Annotated in this window: 13 protein-coding genes; 4 read left to right on the top strand and 9 right to left on the bottom strand. The window is 44.8% G+C overall.

The annotated features are described in order from the left end of the window. Nucleotides 1–2: 2 nt before the first annotated feature. Nucleotides 3–932, top strand: coding sequence for a TIGR01777 family oxidoreductase (locus tag BLP33_RS19860; protein ID WP_090532387.1), 930 nt, complete (start codon nucleotides 3–5; stop codon nucleotides 930–932). A 237-nt stretch (nucleotides 933–1,169) separates the two neighbouring features. Here the strand turns inward: BLP33_RS19860 and feoB are convergent, their stop codons facing one another. The 5 genes from feoB to BLP33_RS19835 all read right to left on the bottom strand — a co-directional run bounded on the left by feoB (nucleotide 1,170) and on the right by BLP33_RS19835 (nucleotide 5,964). Further along, on the bottom strand, nucleotides 1,170–3,284 hold the full coding sequence (gene feoB / locus BLP33_RS19855; protein ID WP_090532384.1) for a ferrous iron transport protein B: 2,115 nt from the start codon (nucleotides 3,282–3,284) through the stop codon (nucleotides 1,170–1,172). A gap of 10 nt (nucleotides 3,285–3,294) precedes the next feature. After that, nucleotides 3,295–3,510: a FeoA family protein gene (locus BLP33_RS19850; RefSeq protein ID WP_090532383.1), complete on the bottom strand. Its 216-nt coding sequence runs from the start codon at nucleotides 3,508–3,510 to the stop codon at nucleotides 3,295–3,297. A gap of 572 nt (nucleotides 3,511–4,082) precedes the next feature. Further along, on the bottom strand, nucleotides 4,083–4,481 hold the full coding sequence (locus BLP33_RS19845; RefSeq protein WP_090532381.1) for a VanZ family protein: 399 nt from the start codon (nucleotides 4,479–4,481) through the stop codon (nucleotides 4,083–4,085). 1 nt (nucleotide 4,482) lies between these two features. Beyond that, nucleotides 4,483–4,863 (bottom strand): glycine cleavage system protein GcvH, encoded by a 381-nt coding sequence (gcvH, locus tag BLP33_RS19840; RefSeq protein ID WP_090532379.1) that lies wholly within the window; start codon nucleotides 4,861–4,863, stop codon nucleotides 4,483–4,485. A gap of 123 nt (nucleotides 4,864–4,986) precedes the next feature. Then, a complete protein-coding gene (locus tag BLP33_RS19835; protein WP_090532378.1) occupies nucleotides 4,987–5,964 on the bottom strand; it encodes a tetratricopeptide repeat protein in 978 nt (325 codons plus the stop codon). A 108-nt stretch (nucleotides 5,965–6,072) separates the two neighbouring features. Between BLP33_RS19835 and BLP33_RS19830 the strand changes: the two genes are divergently transcribed. The 3 genes from BLP33_RS19830 (at nucleotide 6,073) to BLP33_RS19820 (ending at nucleotide 8,695) form a co-directional block, all read left to right on the top strand. Further along, nucleotides 6,073–7,284 carry a serine hydrolase domain-containing protein gene (locus tag BLP33_RS19830; protein WP_090532375.1) on the top strand — a complete coding sequence of 404 codons (1,212 nt, stop codon included), beginning with the start codon at nucleotides 6,073–6,075 and terminating at the stop codon, nucleotides 7,282–7,284. Between the two features lie 125 nt (nucleotides 7,285–7,409). Next, on the top strand, nucleotides 7,410–7,724 hold the full coding sequence (locus BLP33_RS19825; protein ID WP_090532373.1) for a YbaB/EbfC family nucleoid-associated protein: 315 nt from the start codon (nucleotides 7,410–7,412) through the stop codon (nucleotides 7,722–7,724). 293 nt (nucleotides 7,725–8,017) lie between these two features. Further along, nucleotides 8,018–8,695, top strand: a complete 678-nt coding sequence (locus tag BLP33_RS19820) for a metal-dependent hydrolase (protein WP_090532371.1) — start codon at nucleotides 8,018–8,020, stop codon at nucleotides 8,693–8,695. A 190-nt stretch (nucleotides 8,696–8,885) separates the two neighbouring features. Here BLP33_RS19820 and BLP33_RS19815 read toward each other — a convergent pair whose 3' ends face one another. The 4 genes from BLP33_RS19815 to polA form a co-directional block, all read right to left on the bottom strand. Then, a complete protein-coding gene (locus BLP33_RS19815; protein WP_090532369.1) occupies nucleotides 8,886–9,071 on the bottom strand; it encodes a hypothetical protein in 186 nt (61 codons plus the stop codon). Between the two features lie 72 nt (nucleotides 9,072–9,143). Then, a complete protein-coding gene (locus BLP33_RS19810) occupies nucleotides 9,144–10,406 on the bottom strand; it encodes a glucose-1-phosphate adenylyltransferase (RefSeq protein ID WP_090532368.1) in 1,263 nt (420 codons plus the stop codon). Beyond that, nucleotides 10,403–11,827, bottom strand: coding sequence for a glycogen synthase (locus BLP33_RS19805; protein ID WP_090532367.1), 1,425 nt, complete (start codon nucleotides 11,825–11,827; stop codon nucleotides 10,403–10,405). Before BLP33_RS19805 ends, BLP33_RS19810 begins: the two co-directional genes overlap by 4 nt. Before the next feature lie 412 nt (nucleotides 11,828–12,239). Next, the gene (gene polA / locus BLP33_RS19800) at nucleotides 12,240–15,047 is read right to left on the bottom strand and encodes a DNA polymerase I (protein ID WP_090532365.1); all 2,808 of its coding nucleotides are present in this window, start codon (nucleotides 15,045–15,047) and stop codon (nucleotides 12,240–12,242) included. Nucleotides 15,048–15,067 lie beyond the last annotated feature (20 nt).

Below are 15,067 nucleotides of genomic sequence, written 5' to 3'. Positions count from 1 at the left end.
TCATGAAAGCTTATAAAAAAATCGTACTGGCCGGCGGCAACGGTTATCTCGGTACCGTGCTGGCCAAATACTACCGCGATTTGGCAGACGAGGTGATCATCCTGGCCCGCAAACAAAAACCTGTTGATGGCAATGTACATACCGCTGTTTGGAATGGTGAAACCGAAGGGGGATGGACGGTTCACCTTGCCGGTGCCGATATGCTGATCAACCTGTGCGGCAAAAATGTAAACTGCCGCTATACCGAAAAGAACAAGCGGGAGATCATCCGTTCAAGGGTGGTACCTACCGAACTATTAGGCAGGGTGATCCATAAGATGGAAAACCCGCCAAAGGTTTGGATCAATGTAACTTCTGCCACCATCTATCGGCATGCTGAAGACCGTCCGCAGGATGAGGATACCGGTGAGATTGGTTATGGCTTTTCTATTGATGTTTGCAACATCTGGGAAAACACTTTCTTTAAAACAGATACGCCCCATACCCGTAAAATTGCCCTGCGCATGGGCATTGTGTTAGGCCGAAGCGACAGCGTTTTTCCGCGGTTGCTTAACCTGGTTAGGTTTGGCCTCGGCGGCAAACAAGGCGATGGGCAGCAATACATAGCCTGGGTGCATGAGCATGATGTAGCCCGGAGCACCCAATGGCTGTTAGACCACCCCGAATTAAATGGCATATTTAACTGCACTGCCCCTGAAGCCGCAAAGAATACTGATATGATGCAGATTATCCGCAAGGCTTATGGTGCGCCTTTCGGTTTACCTGCCCCTCAGTGGCTGCTGGAAGTCGGCGCGATGGTAATCGGTACCGAAACCGAACTGATATTAAAAAGCCGGTGGGTAATGCCCAAACGCTTACTGGATAGCGGGTTTATATTTCAATACCCAAAAGCGGAGCATGCGGTGCATGATATTTTGAGTTTGAAGAGGTAGCAGGTTAATAATATGGCAACGCGTGATGAATTTCTTCAACACGGACGCTGCCGGGAGTCTGGGCTTTAAATAGCGAAACTTAATAAGCAGGTATTGGTAAGAATAGTTTTTACTATGAACTAAAACTACTTCAGCCCCCGATATACTTCGCTATCCAAAGTCGGAGACTTCAGCAGTGCAAACATTGCTGAAACATTTAGGGCTATGAACCATCAACTATGATCCATGAACTAAAAATTACTTGAGCCAATGGTATACGATAAAGCTCGCCGTATAAGCCAGCGCGGTCATATAGGCAAACTGGGCAGCGGGCCAGCGCCAGTCTTTGGTTTCGCGGTAAACAACGGCCACTGTACTGGCACATTGCATGGCGAAGGCATAAAACATCATGAGGGAGAAAGCCACCGCTAAGGTAAATACCGGCTCTCCGGTTTGCGGATTTTTAGCCTCGTGCATTTTTTGCTGAACCGATTGCATCTTATCGGCATCGCCCTCCACGCTGTAAATGGTGGCCATGGTGCCCACAAATACCTCGCGGGCAGCAAAGGAGCTGATGAGGGCTATACCTATCTTCCAGTCGAAGCCAAGGGGTTTAATAACGGGTTCAATAACATGACCAAATACGCCGGCGTATGAGTTTTCCAGTTTTTCGGATGCGATAACTTTGCTGAGGCTATCCGGCGTCATGGTTTTGGTATATTGAGGCTGGGCGTATTGTTTATCTATCTGGGCAAACCTGTCGCCGGGGCCATATGATTTCATTACCCACAGGATCACCGAGACCGCAATGATCACTTTACCGGCCTGCAGTACGAACGTTTTTGAACGGTCATACATCGTAAAGATCACGTTTTTCCACCTTGGCATGCGGTACACGGGCAGTTCCATAATAAAATAGCCGCGTTCGCGGGCTTTGAGGATAAACTTCATCACAAAAGCCACAATAATAGCCGAAAAGATGCTGAGCACATACATGGCAGTAAGCGCGAGGCCCTTCATATTAAAGATCCACCAAACGTTGCGGTTGGGCACTACCAATGAAATAAGCAAGGTATAAACCGGTAAACGGGCAGAGCAGGCTACCAGGGGGGTAACCATAATGGTGATCATCCTGTCTTTCCAGTTTTCGATAGTTCGGGTACTCATGATAGACGGTACAGCGCAGGCAAAACCGCCAATAAGGGGTACTACTGATTTGCCGTTAAGCCCTACCTTGCGCATCACCTTATCCATCATAAAAGTAACGCGCGACATATAGCCCGTATCTTCCAAAATAGAAATAAGCGCGAAGAGGATGGCGATCTGCGGGATAAATACCAATACTCCGCTCAGGCCGGCCAATACCCCATCGATGATGAGGCTGCTCAGCGGACCGGCAGGCAGTATTTTAGCGGCGCCGGCCTGCAGCCAGATAAACAGGTTTTCGATGAGCGACATCGGGTATTCCGACCATGAAAAGATAGCCTGGAATATGAACAGTAAGATGGCGAAGAAGATCACAAAGCCAAATACTTTATGGGTAAGGATCTTATCTATCTTGTTGCTTATGGTTTCGTCGTGCGCCGTTTCAGCTTTTTTAACCGTATCGTAAAGCAGGTCGTTGATGAAGTTGTACCGGGCGATGGTTTCCGTAGCCTGCGCCTTTTGCGAGTGGAAAGAATGCTCCTGCTCCAGTTGTTCAATCCGGTCGCTCTCGGCTGCTGAAAGGTAGCTTAGCGTTTCGTGCTGGTGGGCAAGTTGCAAGGCTATATATGGATTTTCAACCTGCATCTCCCCTTTTATTTGCGCTATGATGCCTGGCGCGATGCTTTCAATATCAATGGTATCCTGCTGCAGCGGCACACTGTTGGCAAAAGCAATGGCGCTTTTAAGCTTGTCAATGCCTGTATTTTTCCTGGCGGAGATAGGGACTACCGGAACGCCCAGTTTTTTGGCAAAAAGATCAATATTGATTTTGATGCCCGCCTTGTCCGACACATCTACCATGTTAAGCGCCACCACTACGGGGATCTTGAGGTCCGCAACCTGGGTATAAAGCAGCAGGTTGCGTTTTAAATTGGATGCATCAAGGATCACCACAACCAAATCGGGCACCATGCCTTTTGATTTATCGGCCAGTACCGAAAATACGATGGATTCGTCTTTACTTTTGGGATAGATGCTGTAAGTACCCGGAAGGTCAATTATTTCGGCGGTGCGGCCGTCAGGCAGTTGGCAAAAGCCTGTTTTTTTATCAACAGTAACCCCCGGAAAGTTCCCGATTTTTTGATTTAACCCGGTTAATATATTAAAGAGAGTTGATTTACCGGTATTTGGATTTCCTACAAGTGCAACTCTTATATTGGTTTTCAACGCTTACAAACTACTGCAAAATGATGGTGGATGCTTCAAACCTGCGTAAGCTAAGCTGGTAGCCTGATACGCTGATGGCAATAGGATCGCCAAGAGGGGCGATGCGTGAAATGCGGACCTCTTCGCCGGGTAAACAGCCCATCTCCATCAGTTTTACTGACATTTCAAGATCGGTAAATTCCTTTACAATACCAGTTTCGCCTATTTCCAGTTGTGACAGCTTCATCATTTATAATATATAACGTAGCAAATGTAAGCTTATTTATATTAAATCCAAATAAGATTTGCTATGATGTGCAGATTTTAAACAGGCAGGTGATTTTTGATTTGTAAATGACAATTCGAGATGCAGTTGTGAGGATTTAGATGTGCAGATTCCGGATCGGCAAAGCATATATTGGGTGCCTTCACTGACACGATTATGTCAGTGTTCAATTTTTAAAAAGCGGGTGTTCAACGTTTAATTTCTAAAAAATGCAAGTCGCTGATTATCAATGATGATGTGTTCATGTTGGGTACTTTGCTAATAGTTAGCAAAATTAAGTAGCTGATTATCAGTGGTGTTTTTTTTGAAAATAATTGCAAGTGTTTACACTTTAAAAAATTGAACACCCGCAAATTGAATAGTAAATGTGCTTTGCTGATATAGATTTACCTGGCTAAGCCATCATTTGCACATCTGCACATCTGGAGTCGGCGGATTTAATTTTCCCGAAATGCGGACAGCCGCAACCCTTATGGAAAATGCCGCATGATGAACCTGCCGTTAAGAACAGCGCGCCCAATAAAATGACCAGTTTATTTTTTTTCATTTTTTCCAATTGCCTCAACAGTTAGCATTACACTAAAAATCCCCATACAAGCTCCAAGTACATCGCAAAAAAGATCGTTCCAGTCGCCGCTGCGCCAGGTGAAAACAGATGCCTGCAGCACTTCAATAAGCGCCCCGAAAAATACACTGGTTGCCCATATCACGAATGCCCTTGTATACGTAATCCGCCGTGGTTTTTGTTGCCTGATAACACCAAAACAAACCAGTACAATAAGGGTGAAAAACAAACCGCAGTGCGTGAGTTTATCAAAGCCCCTAAAAAACAGCGGGGATTTATCAACAGAATCAAGATGTACCGAGCAAATAATTAAAACAAATAAGGCCCACAAAATAGCGGGCCCATGATATTTTAAAAACAGCTTCATCTTATACGCCGATAACCGTTTTATAATCGCCGGCAGATAAAAGTGAGTCAGCATCGGCAGCATCAGCTACGGTGATCTTTACCATCCAGCCTTCGCCATATGGGTCGGTGTTAACCAGTTCGGGTTGGTTATTTAATGCCGGGTTAACTTCTGTTACGGTGCCGGCAACAGGCATAAACAGGTCTGATACCGTTTTTACTGCTTCAACGGTGCCAAAAACTTCGTCTTTAGCAACCTCTTTACCTAATGAAGTAATATCAACATACACAATGTCGCCCAGTTCGCTTTGAGCAAATTCGGTGATGCCTACGGTAGCTACATTGCCTTCAACCTTAATCCACTCGTGGTCTTTGGTGTATTTTAATTCAGCCGGAAAATTCATGTCGTTAAATTTTGTGTGCTCAAAAATAGTAAAACTTTGGCTTTCGCAATTATTGATATGTAAATTATAAAATCATCATTTTCTATATGGCATAGCAATGATTTATCAGCGATAAATTTGTAATTAAAACTTTCTTTCGGCAGATGCCATCCAGTCATCCAGGGCCTTCCGTTGGTCTGGGTTGTTTTGCAGCCACTTTGCTCCCGCTGTTTTATCGGCGCTTAAGCTAATTAATTTAACTGCTGTTGAAAAGCTTTGAGATTGGGCCAGCTTATAAAAGAAAGCCGCGTAATAATCCCAAAAGAAGGATTGCCTGCCCGGCTTTTCGCCAAGTTTGCCAACCGCCGTAAAAATGTTTTTCAACTGGGTTTCCAGCTGACCGCCAGAAACCGAAACGGCGGCGCTTAGGGTTTTATTGAGTAACAGGGTTTCCGGATCCGCTTTAGCTGCTTTCAGGTCGCCGCCTTTTAGTAAACTTTGCAGGTTGGTATAGGCTTCATCTGCACGGGGTCCCTCCGGGTCAAGTAAAAGGAAACTACACAAACCCATTAATGCCGGTACCCTTTTGTTTTGGTGGAAAGTTACCAGCCCGTATAAGCGTTGGCTATTAGCATGTTTAGGATCAAGTTTAATAGCTTCAATGGCAGCCTGCTCGGCCTCGGCATATTTTTGCGCGCGGAAATAGGCTATCCCCAGGTTGAAATATAATGGCTGATACCCCGGCTTCAATTTGATCCCTTCTTTATAAGCGTCGATGGCCTGTTGGGGTTGACGTGCAGTATCATAAATGCTGCCCATTAATTCATAAGCAGGCCCAGTTAGGTCGCCACCTGTTTTTATCACTTTGTTGAGATAAGGCACCGCTTCCGTACCCTTGCCTGATGCAGCAAGGCTGAAGGCCAGCTGATAGTTGGCCTGCGCGTTATCTGGCTCGGCGGCAAGTGCCTCTTTATATTTTTCAATAGCCGCCGAATAATTTTTATCGCTGTTAAGCCTGATGCCTTCCTTAATAATACTATTGACATCTGTATTTTGAGCATGCGCCAACCCTGTGCTAAGCACGAGAGCTATAATAAACAAGCCTTTTTTCAACAAAATCATACTTAAACATACTAATTGTGCTAACTAACAGAAAATTTTAAAACTTTAATCAATACCTGCTGTATAATTTCTAATTTTCGCATTCGTTTAGTGTGAGATAAATTGATTATGAGATTAGTGTACAAAAGCCTGGTAGTGTTTGCTGCCCCCCTGTTACTGTTAGCCTGTTCATCCAAAAATAAAAACAAAGACCAATCGCAATCGCAGCTTGCCGCCAGGCCGCTTGATACCACGGCGTTGCTGGCCTACAATCCTAAAAATGCTGATAAAAAGATAGACGCCGTAATGCAGGAGCTGCACCGTACCCGCGGTTTTAACGGTAATGTGCTGGTGGCAAAAAAAGGCAAAATAGTTTATGAAAAAGCCATAGGCTGGGCCGACTACCTGCATCGCGACAGTCTGAAAATAGGTTCGCAGTTTGAACTGGCTTCGGTAACTAAAACTATGACATCAACCGCCATCCTCCTGCTGATGGAACGCGGCAAATTGAAGCTTGACGATGACGTTAAAAAGTTTTTCCCTGATTTTCCCTACGATGGTGTAACTATTCGCTTGTTACTTACGCACCGCTCGGGTATGATGAATTATGTATATTTTATCGACGATATTTACCGGAAAAATCATCTGAACCAACGCAAAGGGCTTACCAATGCTGAGGCTATGAAAATGATTGCCGATTATAAGCCAACGCGCTTCAACGAGCCCAATAAGCGTTTCCTGTATAACAACTCCAACTTTATGGTGCTTGGTTCCATCATTGAAAAAGTGAGCGGAATGAGCTATGCCCAATTTATGCAGGAAAATGTGTTTAAACCAGCCAGTATGGCACATACCCATGTTTACTCAAAAGCGGTTTATGATAAAATCCCGGTTGATGTGGTGGGGCACGACCGCGGCCAGTGGCGTTATTCGGTAGTGCAGAACTTTTTGGACGGCCCGGTGGGTGATAAAGGCATTTACAGCACGGTTGGTGACCTGTTCCTGTTTGATCGTGCTCTGCGCGCGGGGTTGTTATTAAAACCGGCTACGCTTGATTCGGCCTATGTGCCACGCAACCCGATGGTGCACGGACATTTCAACTACGGCTACGGCTGGCGTACATTTACAGCACCGGGCGAGGAGGTAATTTATCATACCGGCTGGTGGCATGGGTTCAGGCATATTTACCTACGGGATATGAAACACGACATTACCATAGTATTGCTGACCAACCTGGCCAACGGCAGTTTATTAAAGCTCGATGACCTGTTTAAAGCTGCTGGCATGCCTATTGTACGTAAAAGTGCATACAATGGTAATGGCGATACCAGTGATGATTAATTTTTTTGGTGAGTGGTTGATAGAGTTGATTTGGTAAGTGGTTTTAATAAACCGAATGATCATCTTTCCTCTGTCCGTATTCCAACCATTCACCTAATTAACCACTTACTAAAAACTAAAAAATCATGTTTGATAAATTAATGGAAGCCCAGCAAAAGGCTGGTGAAATGAAAAAACGCCTTGATGCTATCAGTGTATCAGGCACAGCCGAAGGCGGCAAAATAGTTGTGAACGCTAATGCCAATAAAGTGATCCAATCGGTACAGATCGATCCTGATTTTTTAGCTGATGCCGACAAAGAAGAACTGGAAGAGTTGCTGGTTGTTGCGATCAACAAAGCGCTTGAACAGGCTGAAAACATCAGCCAAAGCGAAATGGCTGCCATGACCCAAAGCATGTTTGGCGGCTTAGGAGGCCTGGGTAATATGTTTGGTAAATAAAATTATACCATCCCATCTTAAAAATGTCATTTCGATGAGCGAGGGCGGGCAACAGCGGCAGCGCTAAGAGAAATCGTATACGCCATTCATAACAAACTATTCATGGCGGGTTCACAGGCTTAGGAGATTCCCCCTCGCACAATGCACAAGTCAACATGGCTCGCTCTAAATGACATTTCTTTAAACTTGCAATTCTCTCTATCTGTTTGAACACCTATGTGTAACTTTTCTGCCACTAAATCAAATCGTTGACATAACTGTTTACTTTTGATCAGATCATAAAATAACATTCTATGAAAACTACTTATTATGGGCAGTCGGCCCTTGAGATTGTAGCTGGTGGAAAGAAACTGCTTTTCGACCCATTTATAAGCCCTAACCCACTGGCAAAGGATATTGACATTCACAGCTTAAAACCCGATTATATCCTGGTATCGCATGGGCATGGCGACCATGTGGCGGATCTGCTGGAAATTGCTAAAAGTAGCGGTGCAAAGGTAATTTGCATTGCCGAAATTGCCGGATGGCTTGGTAATAAAGGCATTGAAAATGTACATGGCATGAACATAGGCGGCGGTTTTAACTTTGATTTTGGCAGGGTTAAAATGGTAAACGCGGTACATTCAAGTACCTTGCCTGATGGCTCGCCGGGCGGTAATCCTGCCGGATTTTTAATTTATGCAGAAGGGAAAGTGATCTATTTTGCAGGCGATACTGCGCTTACCTATGATATGAAACTCCTGGCTGACGAAAATCTCGACTGGGCATTTCTGCCTATAGGCGATAATTACACTATGGGAGCAGATGATGCCATTAAAGCGTCGGCGTTTATCAATTGTAAAAACATCATCGGCATTCATTATGATTCATTCCCGGTTATTAAAATTGATAAGGATGAAGTAACAGAGAAGTTTATCAAAGCAGGGTTGAATTTAAAGTTGCCGGCTATTGGCGAAACTATAGAGTTGTAAGGGAAAATCGCATTAAAATTATGGCCTGTCGGTCTGAGCCTGTCGAAGACTCGTGCGGAGATGCCTCACACCATGCTTCGACAAGCTCAACATGACACCCTTTTTAAAACGCAAACAGCCCCGGCAAAATGCCGGGGCTGTTTCTGTTTGATACCACCGGACTTAAAACTTCCGGCTTCAGACTAAAGACTTATTTCCTTTTCATCTTCATGGTGTCTTTTTTCATGATGGTATCTTTTTTCATTTTCTTCGTTTTCTTCTTCTTGGTAGTATCAGTTTGCATAATGCCTTTTGAGGGGCGAACTACTGTACCGTAAGCGAAAACGCTGCTGAACGAGATCGCTGCTAAAGCGATCATACATAGTGCCTTTTTCATAGTTGATTATGTTTTAGATGGTTAGTTCTATCTATAACAAATTAACTATGGTTTGTTTTTTTTATTTTTTAATTAAATAACCGTGCCGCTTGGTATTATAGCCCGTTTCTTAACTACAACAATGCCATCCTGCACGGTATGGGTTCCATAGTCACCGTCTTCAAGTTTTTCGCCGCAGTTGATGGTTACGTTATTACCGATGTAAGTATTTTTATCAATAATGGCGTTTTGGATATGGCAATTATCGCCGATGCCCATAATTGGCGAACCGCTTTCTTTACATTCGGCAATTTCCTCAAGGGTTTGATAATTGTCGCTGCCCATTACGTAACAGTTTTCGATAATGGTATTAACTCCAATGCGGGTACGAATCCCTATTATAGAATGGATGATCTGTTTGGCATTGATAATACAGCCGTCGGCAACAATAGATTTTTCCATCAGCGTGCCTGATATTTTTGACGGCGGCAACATGCGCGCACGGGTGTAGATCGGGTTTTTATCAAACAGGTTAAACTTGGGGATGTTATCGGTTAAACCCAGGTTGGCCTCGAAAAATGAGGGGATAGTACCAATATCTGTCCAGTAGCCTTCGTATTGATAGCTGGCTACGCGATGGCCTTCAATTGATTGTGGGATGATCTCTTTACCAAAGTCGGTACGCTCGTTGCCTTCAAGCAATTCATATAGCAATTTTCGATTAAAGATGTAGATACCCATTGACGCCAGGTATACACGGCCTTCAGCTTCCATCTCCGGACTAACCTCTGACGCCCAACTTTCAAAATTGCTTTTAGGTTTTTCGATAAATGAGGTGATCATGTTGTTTTCGTCAGTTTTCAGGATCCCGAAACCCGGAACGTCAGCCGCATCAACAGGGATGGTAGCTATCGAAATCTCGGCATTGGTTTCGATATGATGGTTGATCATATCTTCAAAATCCATCTGGTACAACTGATCGCCCGACAGGATCAGCACATACTCAAACTCATGGACCGCCAAGTGGTGTAAGCTTTGCCTCACAGCATCGGCCGTACCCTGAAACCAGGCCACGCTTGATGGTGTTTGCTCTGCCGCAAGAATATCAACAAAAGCATCACTAAAACTGCTGAAGTGGTAGGTGTTTTTGATGTGCTTGTTTAACGAGGCCGAGTTAAATTGCGTTAACACATAAATACGCGTAATACCCGAGTGCAAACAGTTTGAAATGGGAATATCCACCAAACGATATTTACCCGCAATTGGAACTGCCGGCTTTGACCGCGTTGCGGTAAGCGGTGATAAACGGCTGCCCTGGCCGCCACCGAGCACAATGGAGATTACTTTGGATGTCATAAAGTTAGTTTTAAGCTTTCGTATAGTTCAGTGTATTGTTGTGTTGAGCGTGCCCATGAAAAATCAAGGGCCATCATTTGCTTGCGGAGCTGCTGCATTTTTGCGCTATCCTGGTAAAGTTGTTTTGCCCTGAAAACCGAGTGGCAAATATCTTGTACGCTGGCCTGTACAAAGCGGATCCCGTAGCCTCCCTCATCGCCAAAATCAATGACAGAATCTTTCAATCCACCAGTAGTACGTACAATTGGCATGGTGCCGTAACGCAGTGCATAAAGCTGATTAAGGCCGCAGGGCTCTACCCGCGATGGCATCAACAGGAAATCGGCCCCGGCATAAATCAGGTGCGCCAATGACTCGTCATAGCCAATAAAAGCATTACAATGTTCAGGATATTTATTTTTAAGCTGAAGCAGCGCCAGTTCATTTTCCTTATCGCCGGCCCCTAATATGATAAAGTTTACTTCGCCTTCATTTTCGAGCAGGCTGCGCTCAATGGCGGCTGGCAACAGGTCGGCCCCTTTTTCAACAACCAGGCGACCGATAAAAGTGAATAACGGTTTTTCGGGATCGAGCTCAAAGCGTTTGCAAATAGCTTCTTTATTAGCCCTTTTGCCTTTGGCCAGTGTTTTAGCCGAAAATTTGGTTGGGATCATCGGGTCGGTTTGCGGGTTCCAAACCTCGGTGTCGATGCCGTTCATGATACCGTAGCCCTTTGCCCGTTCAATGTAAAACAGGTACTCCAAACCATTGGAGTTATAAGTAAGCTCCTCCAAATAAGTTGGAGACACCGTTGTATAACGCCAGCTGCATTTAACCGCGGCGGCAAGTGGGTTGATCCCGCCCGCCCAGTCAAGCAAGCCCGTTTTGGTCAGGTCAATTTCAGGTAATAAGGATAGCCTGTCCCAGCCGAAAGCGCCGTGGTACTGGCCGTTGTGTATGGTAAATATGGTTGGGGTATTGGCCAGCCTTGTATATAGTTTGGAATGATAAAGTAAAAACGGGACTAACCCGGCGTGGTGGTCATGACAATGGATCAAATCAGGCGTTTGCTGTGAATAACTGATCCAATCTAAAAATGCCAATTGAAAAGCCATGAACTGGTCGCGCTCATCAGGGTAACTGTAGATATTTTCCCTGTCGAGCAAGCCAGGAATTTTTACTAAATAAAGTTCAAAACCAAGTTTATTTGTTTTCTCTTTCAGTATCTCGAAGAAAAGACGGCGGTTACCGAGCAAGGTTGCAGCAGCAAACACAATTTCAAAGTCGTTTTCCTGGGTAAACTTACGATCGTAAAAAGGCATAACAACCGCAGCCTGCAAACCCGCAAGGTTCTGGTACTTAGGCAATGCGCCAACAACATCGGCAAGCCCGCCAACTTTAGCAACGGGATAGCACTCGGCACTCAAATGGTATATTTTCATTCAGGTTTTATTGGCTCAATTTAAGCAAAGATTACCAAAAGAGAAACCCGCGGCAATTAATATAGTTTTGTAAAATTTAGATTAAAAGCGCTGAAATTTTATTACCGTTAAGATGTTATAGTTGTAAAAATGATAGGGAAAAAGGGAAGGGATAAGTATAGGTTAGTGTATTATGAAGGGGAAAGAATTGTCTTGTATTGCAAAATGCATCATAAATTATAGATATGTCAATGCGGTATCCGCCAGGGTAGCCCGAAAAATTAACTTGCGCTCGTTTGCAACGAGTGCTTAACACGGTTAGGCGATTGCATCGCCAGAGATGCGTTTTAAACGCAAGCCCATATTAAGCGCTCGTTACAAACGAGCGCAAGGATCACATTTTTTAGAAGCTCCCCTTTAGGGGGCTGGGGGGCTAATGCGCCTCCAGCCAGTTCAATCCGGTTCCGATCTCTACCATGATGGGTACCTCGGTTTTGATGGCGGTTTTCATGTTATGCATAATGATCGGTTTCACGATCTCTACCTCGTTGTTAGGCACGTCAAATACCAACTCATCATGTACCTGCATGGTCATACGGGCATCCAGCTTTTGGGCTTTGAACTCCCGGTGAATATTGATCATGGCTATTTTGATCATATCGGCAGCCGAACCCTGTATAGGGGCGTTAATGGCATTTCGTTCGGCAAAACCACGAACGGTTGCATTGGCCGAATTGATATCGCGCAAATAGCGGCGGCGGCCCATCAAGGTGCACACGTAGCCATTTTCGCGGGCGAAGTTCATGGTATCGCTCATGTATTGTTTAATACCGGCAAACTGGATAAAATATTGTTCAATAATTTCGGCAGCTTCTTTACGCGGTATGCCCAGGCTTTGCGATAAGCCAAAGGCCGACTGCCCGTAAATAATGCCGAAATTAACCGCCTTGGCGTTGCGGCGCTGATCGCTGGTTACCTCGTCAAGCCCGATTCCGTAAACGTTGGCAGCTGTTGCCGTGTGGATATCGTGGTTATTGATAAAGGCCTGCATCATGTTAGGATCTTTGCTGATCTCGGCAATGATGCGTAGTTCGATCTGCGAATAATCCGCAGATACTATGGTATGATTGCTATCCCTCGGGATAAACGCCTTTCTCACTTCACGGCCGCGCTCGGTACGGATAGGGATATTTTGCAGGTTGGGATTAACGCTGCTTAAACGGCCCGTTGCAGCAACTGCCTGGTTGTATGAAGTGTGTACCCGGCCTGTTTTAGGATTTACCATCTGCGGTAGCGCGTCAACATAGGTCGACTTTAATTTTTGCAGCTGGCGGAAATCAAGAATATCGCGCACAATATCGCTCTTCGCGGCTAATGAAAGCAATACATCCTCACCGGTTTGATACTGGCCGGTTTTGGTTTTTTTAGCTTTAGGATCAAGCATCAGTTTTTCGAACAGCACTTCTCCCAATTGTTTTGGTGAGGCAATGTTGAATTTTACACCTGCTTTTTCATATACCGTTTTTTCGTATTGGGCAATATCGGTTTCGAGTGTTTTGCTAAACTCACGAAGGGTGTCATGGTCTATTTTTACGCCCTCATACTCCATATCGGCGAGTACGTAAATTAGCGGGTGCTCTATTTCATTCACCAGTTTTTCGCCCTCAACCTCTTTTAGTTTAGGCTCAAAAATATCTTTTAGCTGCAGGGTGATATCAGCATCCTCGGCGGCGTATTCTTTTATTTTTTCAAAATCTACATCGCGCATATTGCCCTGGTTTTTGCCTTTGGGGCCTATAAGCTCGGTTATGGAAACCGGTTTGTAGCTAAGGTAATTTTCGGACAGGATATCCATATTGTGGCGGGTATCCGGATCAAGGATATAGTGTGCCAGCATGGTATCAAATAAGGTGCCATTTACCTCAATATTGTACCACTTCAGCATCAGGATATCAAACTTAATGTTCTGCCCTATTTTGCCGATATTTTCATTTTCAAGCACTGTTCTAAATTCGGTAACAATGCTTTGCGCCTCGGTTTGATCGGCAGGGACAGGCACATACCAGCCTTGCCCAGGTTTAACAGAAAACGACAGGCCTACCAGTTCGCAATGATTAGGATCGGTACCGGTGGTTTCGGTATCAAAGCAAATGGTTGGCTGCTGCGCTAATATTTTGATCAGTTCGGCCCGTTTTTCAAGGGTGTCGGCCAAATGATACTCATGCGGCGTATTGTTAATATTTTTGGCAGCGATGATCAGGTCCTCACGAATATCTTCCACATCAACCGTCATGGTGGTACGACCAGTTGCCGTTGGATTGCCAAAAAGATCTATCTGGGTTCCGGCAGGCTTTAACTCGGTTATGCTGAAATCATCGCCAAAAACGCGCTTGCCTAAGGTACGGAACTCCAATTCGGCAAAAAGCGGCTCTAATAGTTCCTTACTTGGAGCGCATACTTCGAGGCCTTCTTCATCCAGTTCAACCGGTACATTTAGCAATATGGTAGCCAATTTTTTCGACATCAGGCCCTGCTCTTTAAACTGTTCAACGTTTTCGCGCTGTTTGCCTTTAAGCTCGTGGCTATGCTCAAAGATGTTTTCCATCGAGCCATATTGTTTAATAAGGGCTTTGGCCGTTTTTTCGCCGATGCCCGGAATGCCCGGAATGCCATCTACCGCATCACCCCATAGGCCTAAAATATCTATCACCTGGTCAACACGCTCAATTTCCCATTTCGCCAATATCTCTTTAACGCCCTGTATTTCCATCTCGTTGCCCATGCGGGCCGGTTTGTAAATGAAAATATTATCTGATACCAGTTGGCCAAAATCCTTATCAGGAGTCATACAATAAACAGTGTAGCCCTTTTGCTCAGCTTTTTTTGCAAGGGTACCGATGATATCGTCGGCCTCGTATCCATCGGAGGTGATAACCGGGATGTTAAAACCCAATATGATTTTTATAACATAAGGTAAAGCCTTCGCCAAATCTTCGGGCATGGCTTCACGATGGGCTTTGTAGCCTTCAAAATCGGTATGTCGTTCGGTTGGTGCTTCGGTATCAAAAACCACGGCCATGTGGGTGGGGGCCTCCTTTTTCAAAACGTCCAGCAGGGTGTTGGTAAACCCCATCATTGCCGAGGTGTTTAGCCCGTTTGAGGTAAACCGTGGTGTTTTACTTAAAGCAAAATGCGCCCGGTAAATAAGGGCCATGCCATCCAAAAGAAATAGTTTTTTCATAATATCATTGACACTAATTG

Source organism: Mucilaginibacter sp. NFR10, assembly GCF_900100445.1.
In the GTDB taxonomy this organism is placed as follows: Bacteria; Bacteroidota; Bacteroidia; order Sphingobacteriales; family Sphingobacteriaceae; genus Mucilaginibacter; species Mucilaginibacter rubeus.
This window is presented reverse-complemented; position numbering and strand designations above follow the sequence as displayed.

Coding starts and splice junctions, on each gene's coding strand:
- BLP33_RS19860 (WP_090532387.1), top strand. CDS start 3: ATGAAAGCTTATAAAAAAATCGTACTGGCCGGCGGCAACGGTTATCTC.
- BLP33_RS19845 (WP_090532381.1), bottom strand. CDS start 4,481: ATGAAGCTGTTTTTAAAATATCATGGGCCCGCTATTTTGTGGGCCTTA.
- BLP33_RS19815 (WP_090532369.1), bottom strand. CDS start 9,071: ATGAAAAAGGCACTATGTATGATCGCTTTAGCAGCGATCTCGTTCAGC.
- BLP33_RS19810 (WP_090532368.1), bottom strand. CDS start 10,406: ATGACATCCAAAGTAATCTCCATTGTGCTCGGTGGCGGCCAGGGCAGC.
- BLP33_RS19830 (WP_090532375.1), top strand. CDS start 6,073: ATGAGATTAGTGTACAAAAGCCTGGTAGTGTTTGCTGCCCCCCTGTTA.
- BLP33_RS19820 (WP_090532371.1), top strand. CDS start 8,018: ATGAAAACTACTTATTATGGGCAGTCGGCCCTTGAGATTGTAGCTGGT.
- BLP33_RS19850 (WP_090532383.1), bottom strand. CDS start 3,510: ATGAAGCTGTCACAACTGGAAATAGGCGAAACTGGTATTGTAAAGGAA.
- polA (WP_090532365.1), bottom strand. CDS start 15,047: ATGAAAAAACTATTTCTTTTGGATGGCATGGCCCTTATTTACCGGGCG.
- BLP33_RS19825 (WP_090532373.1), top strand. CDS start 7,410: ATGTTTGATAAATTAATGGAAGCCCAGCAAAAGGCTGGTGAAATGAAA.
- BLP33_RS19835 (WP_090532378.1), bottom strand. CDS start 5,964: ATGATTTTGTTGAAAAAAGGCTTGTTTATTATAGCTCTCGTGCTTAGC.
- BLP33_RS19805 (WP_090532367.1), bottom strand. CDS start 11,827: ATGAAAATATACCATTTGAGTGCCGAGTGCTATCCCGTTGCTAAAGTT.
- gcvH (WP_090532379.1), bottom strand. CDS start 4,863: ATGAATTTTCCGGCTGAATTAAAATACACCAAAGACCACGAGTGGATT.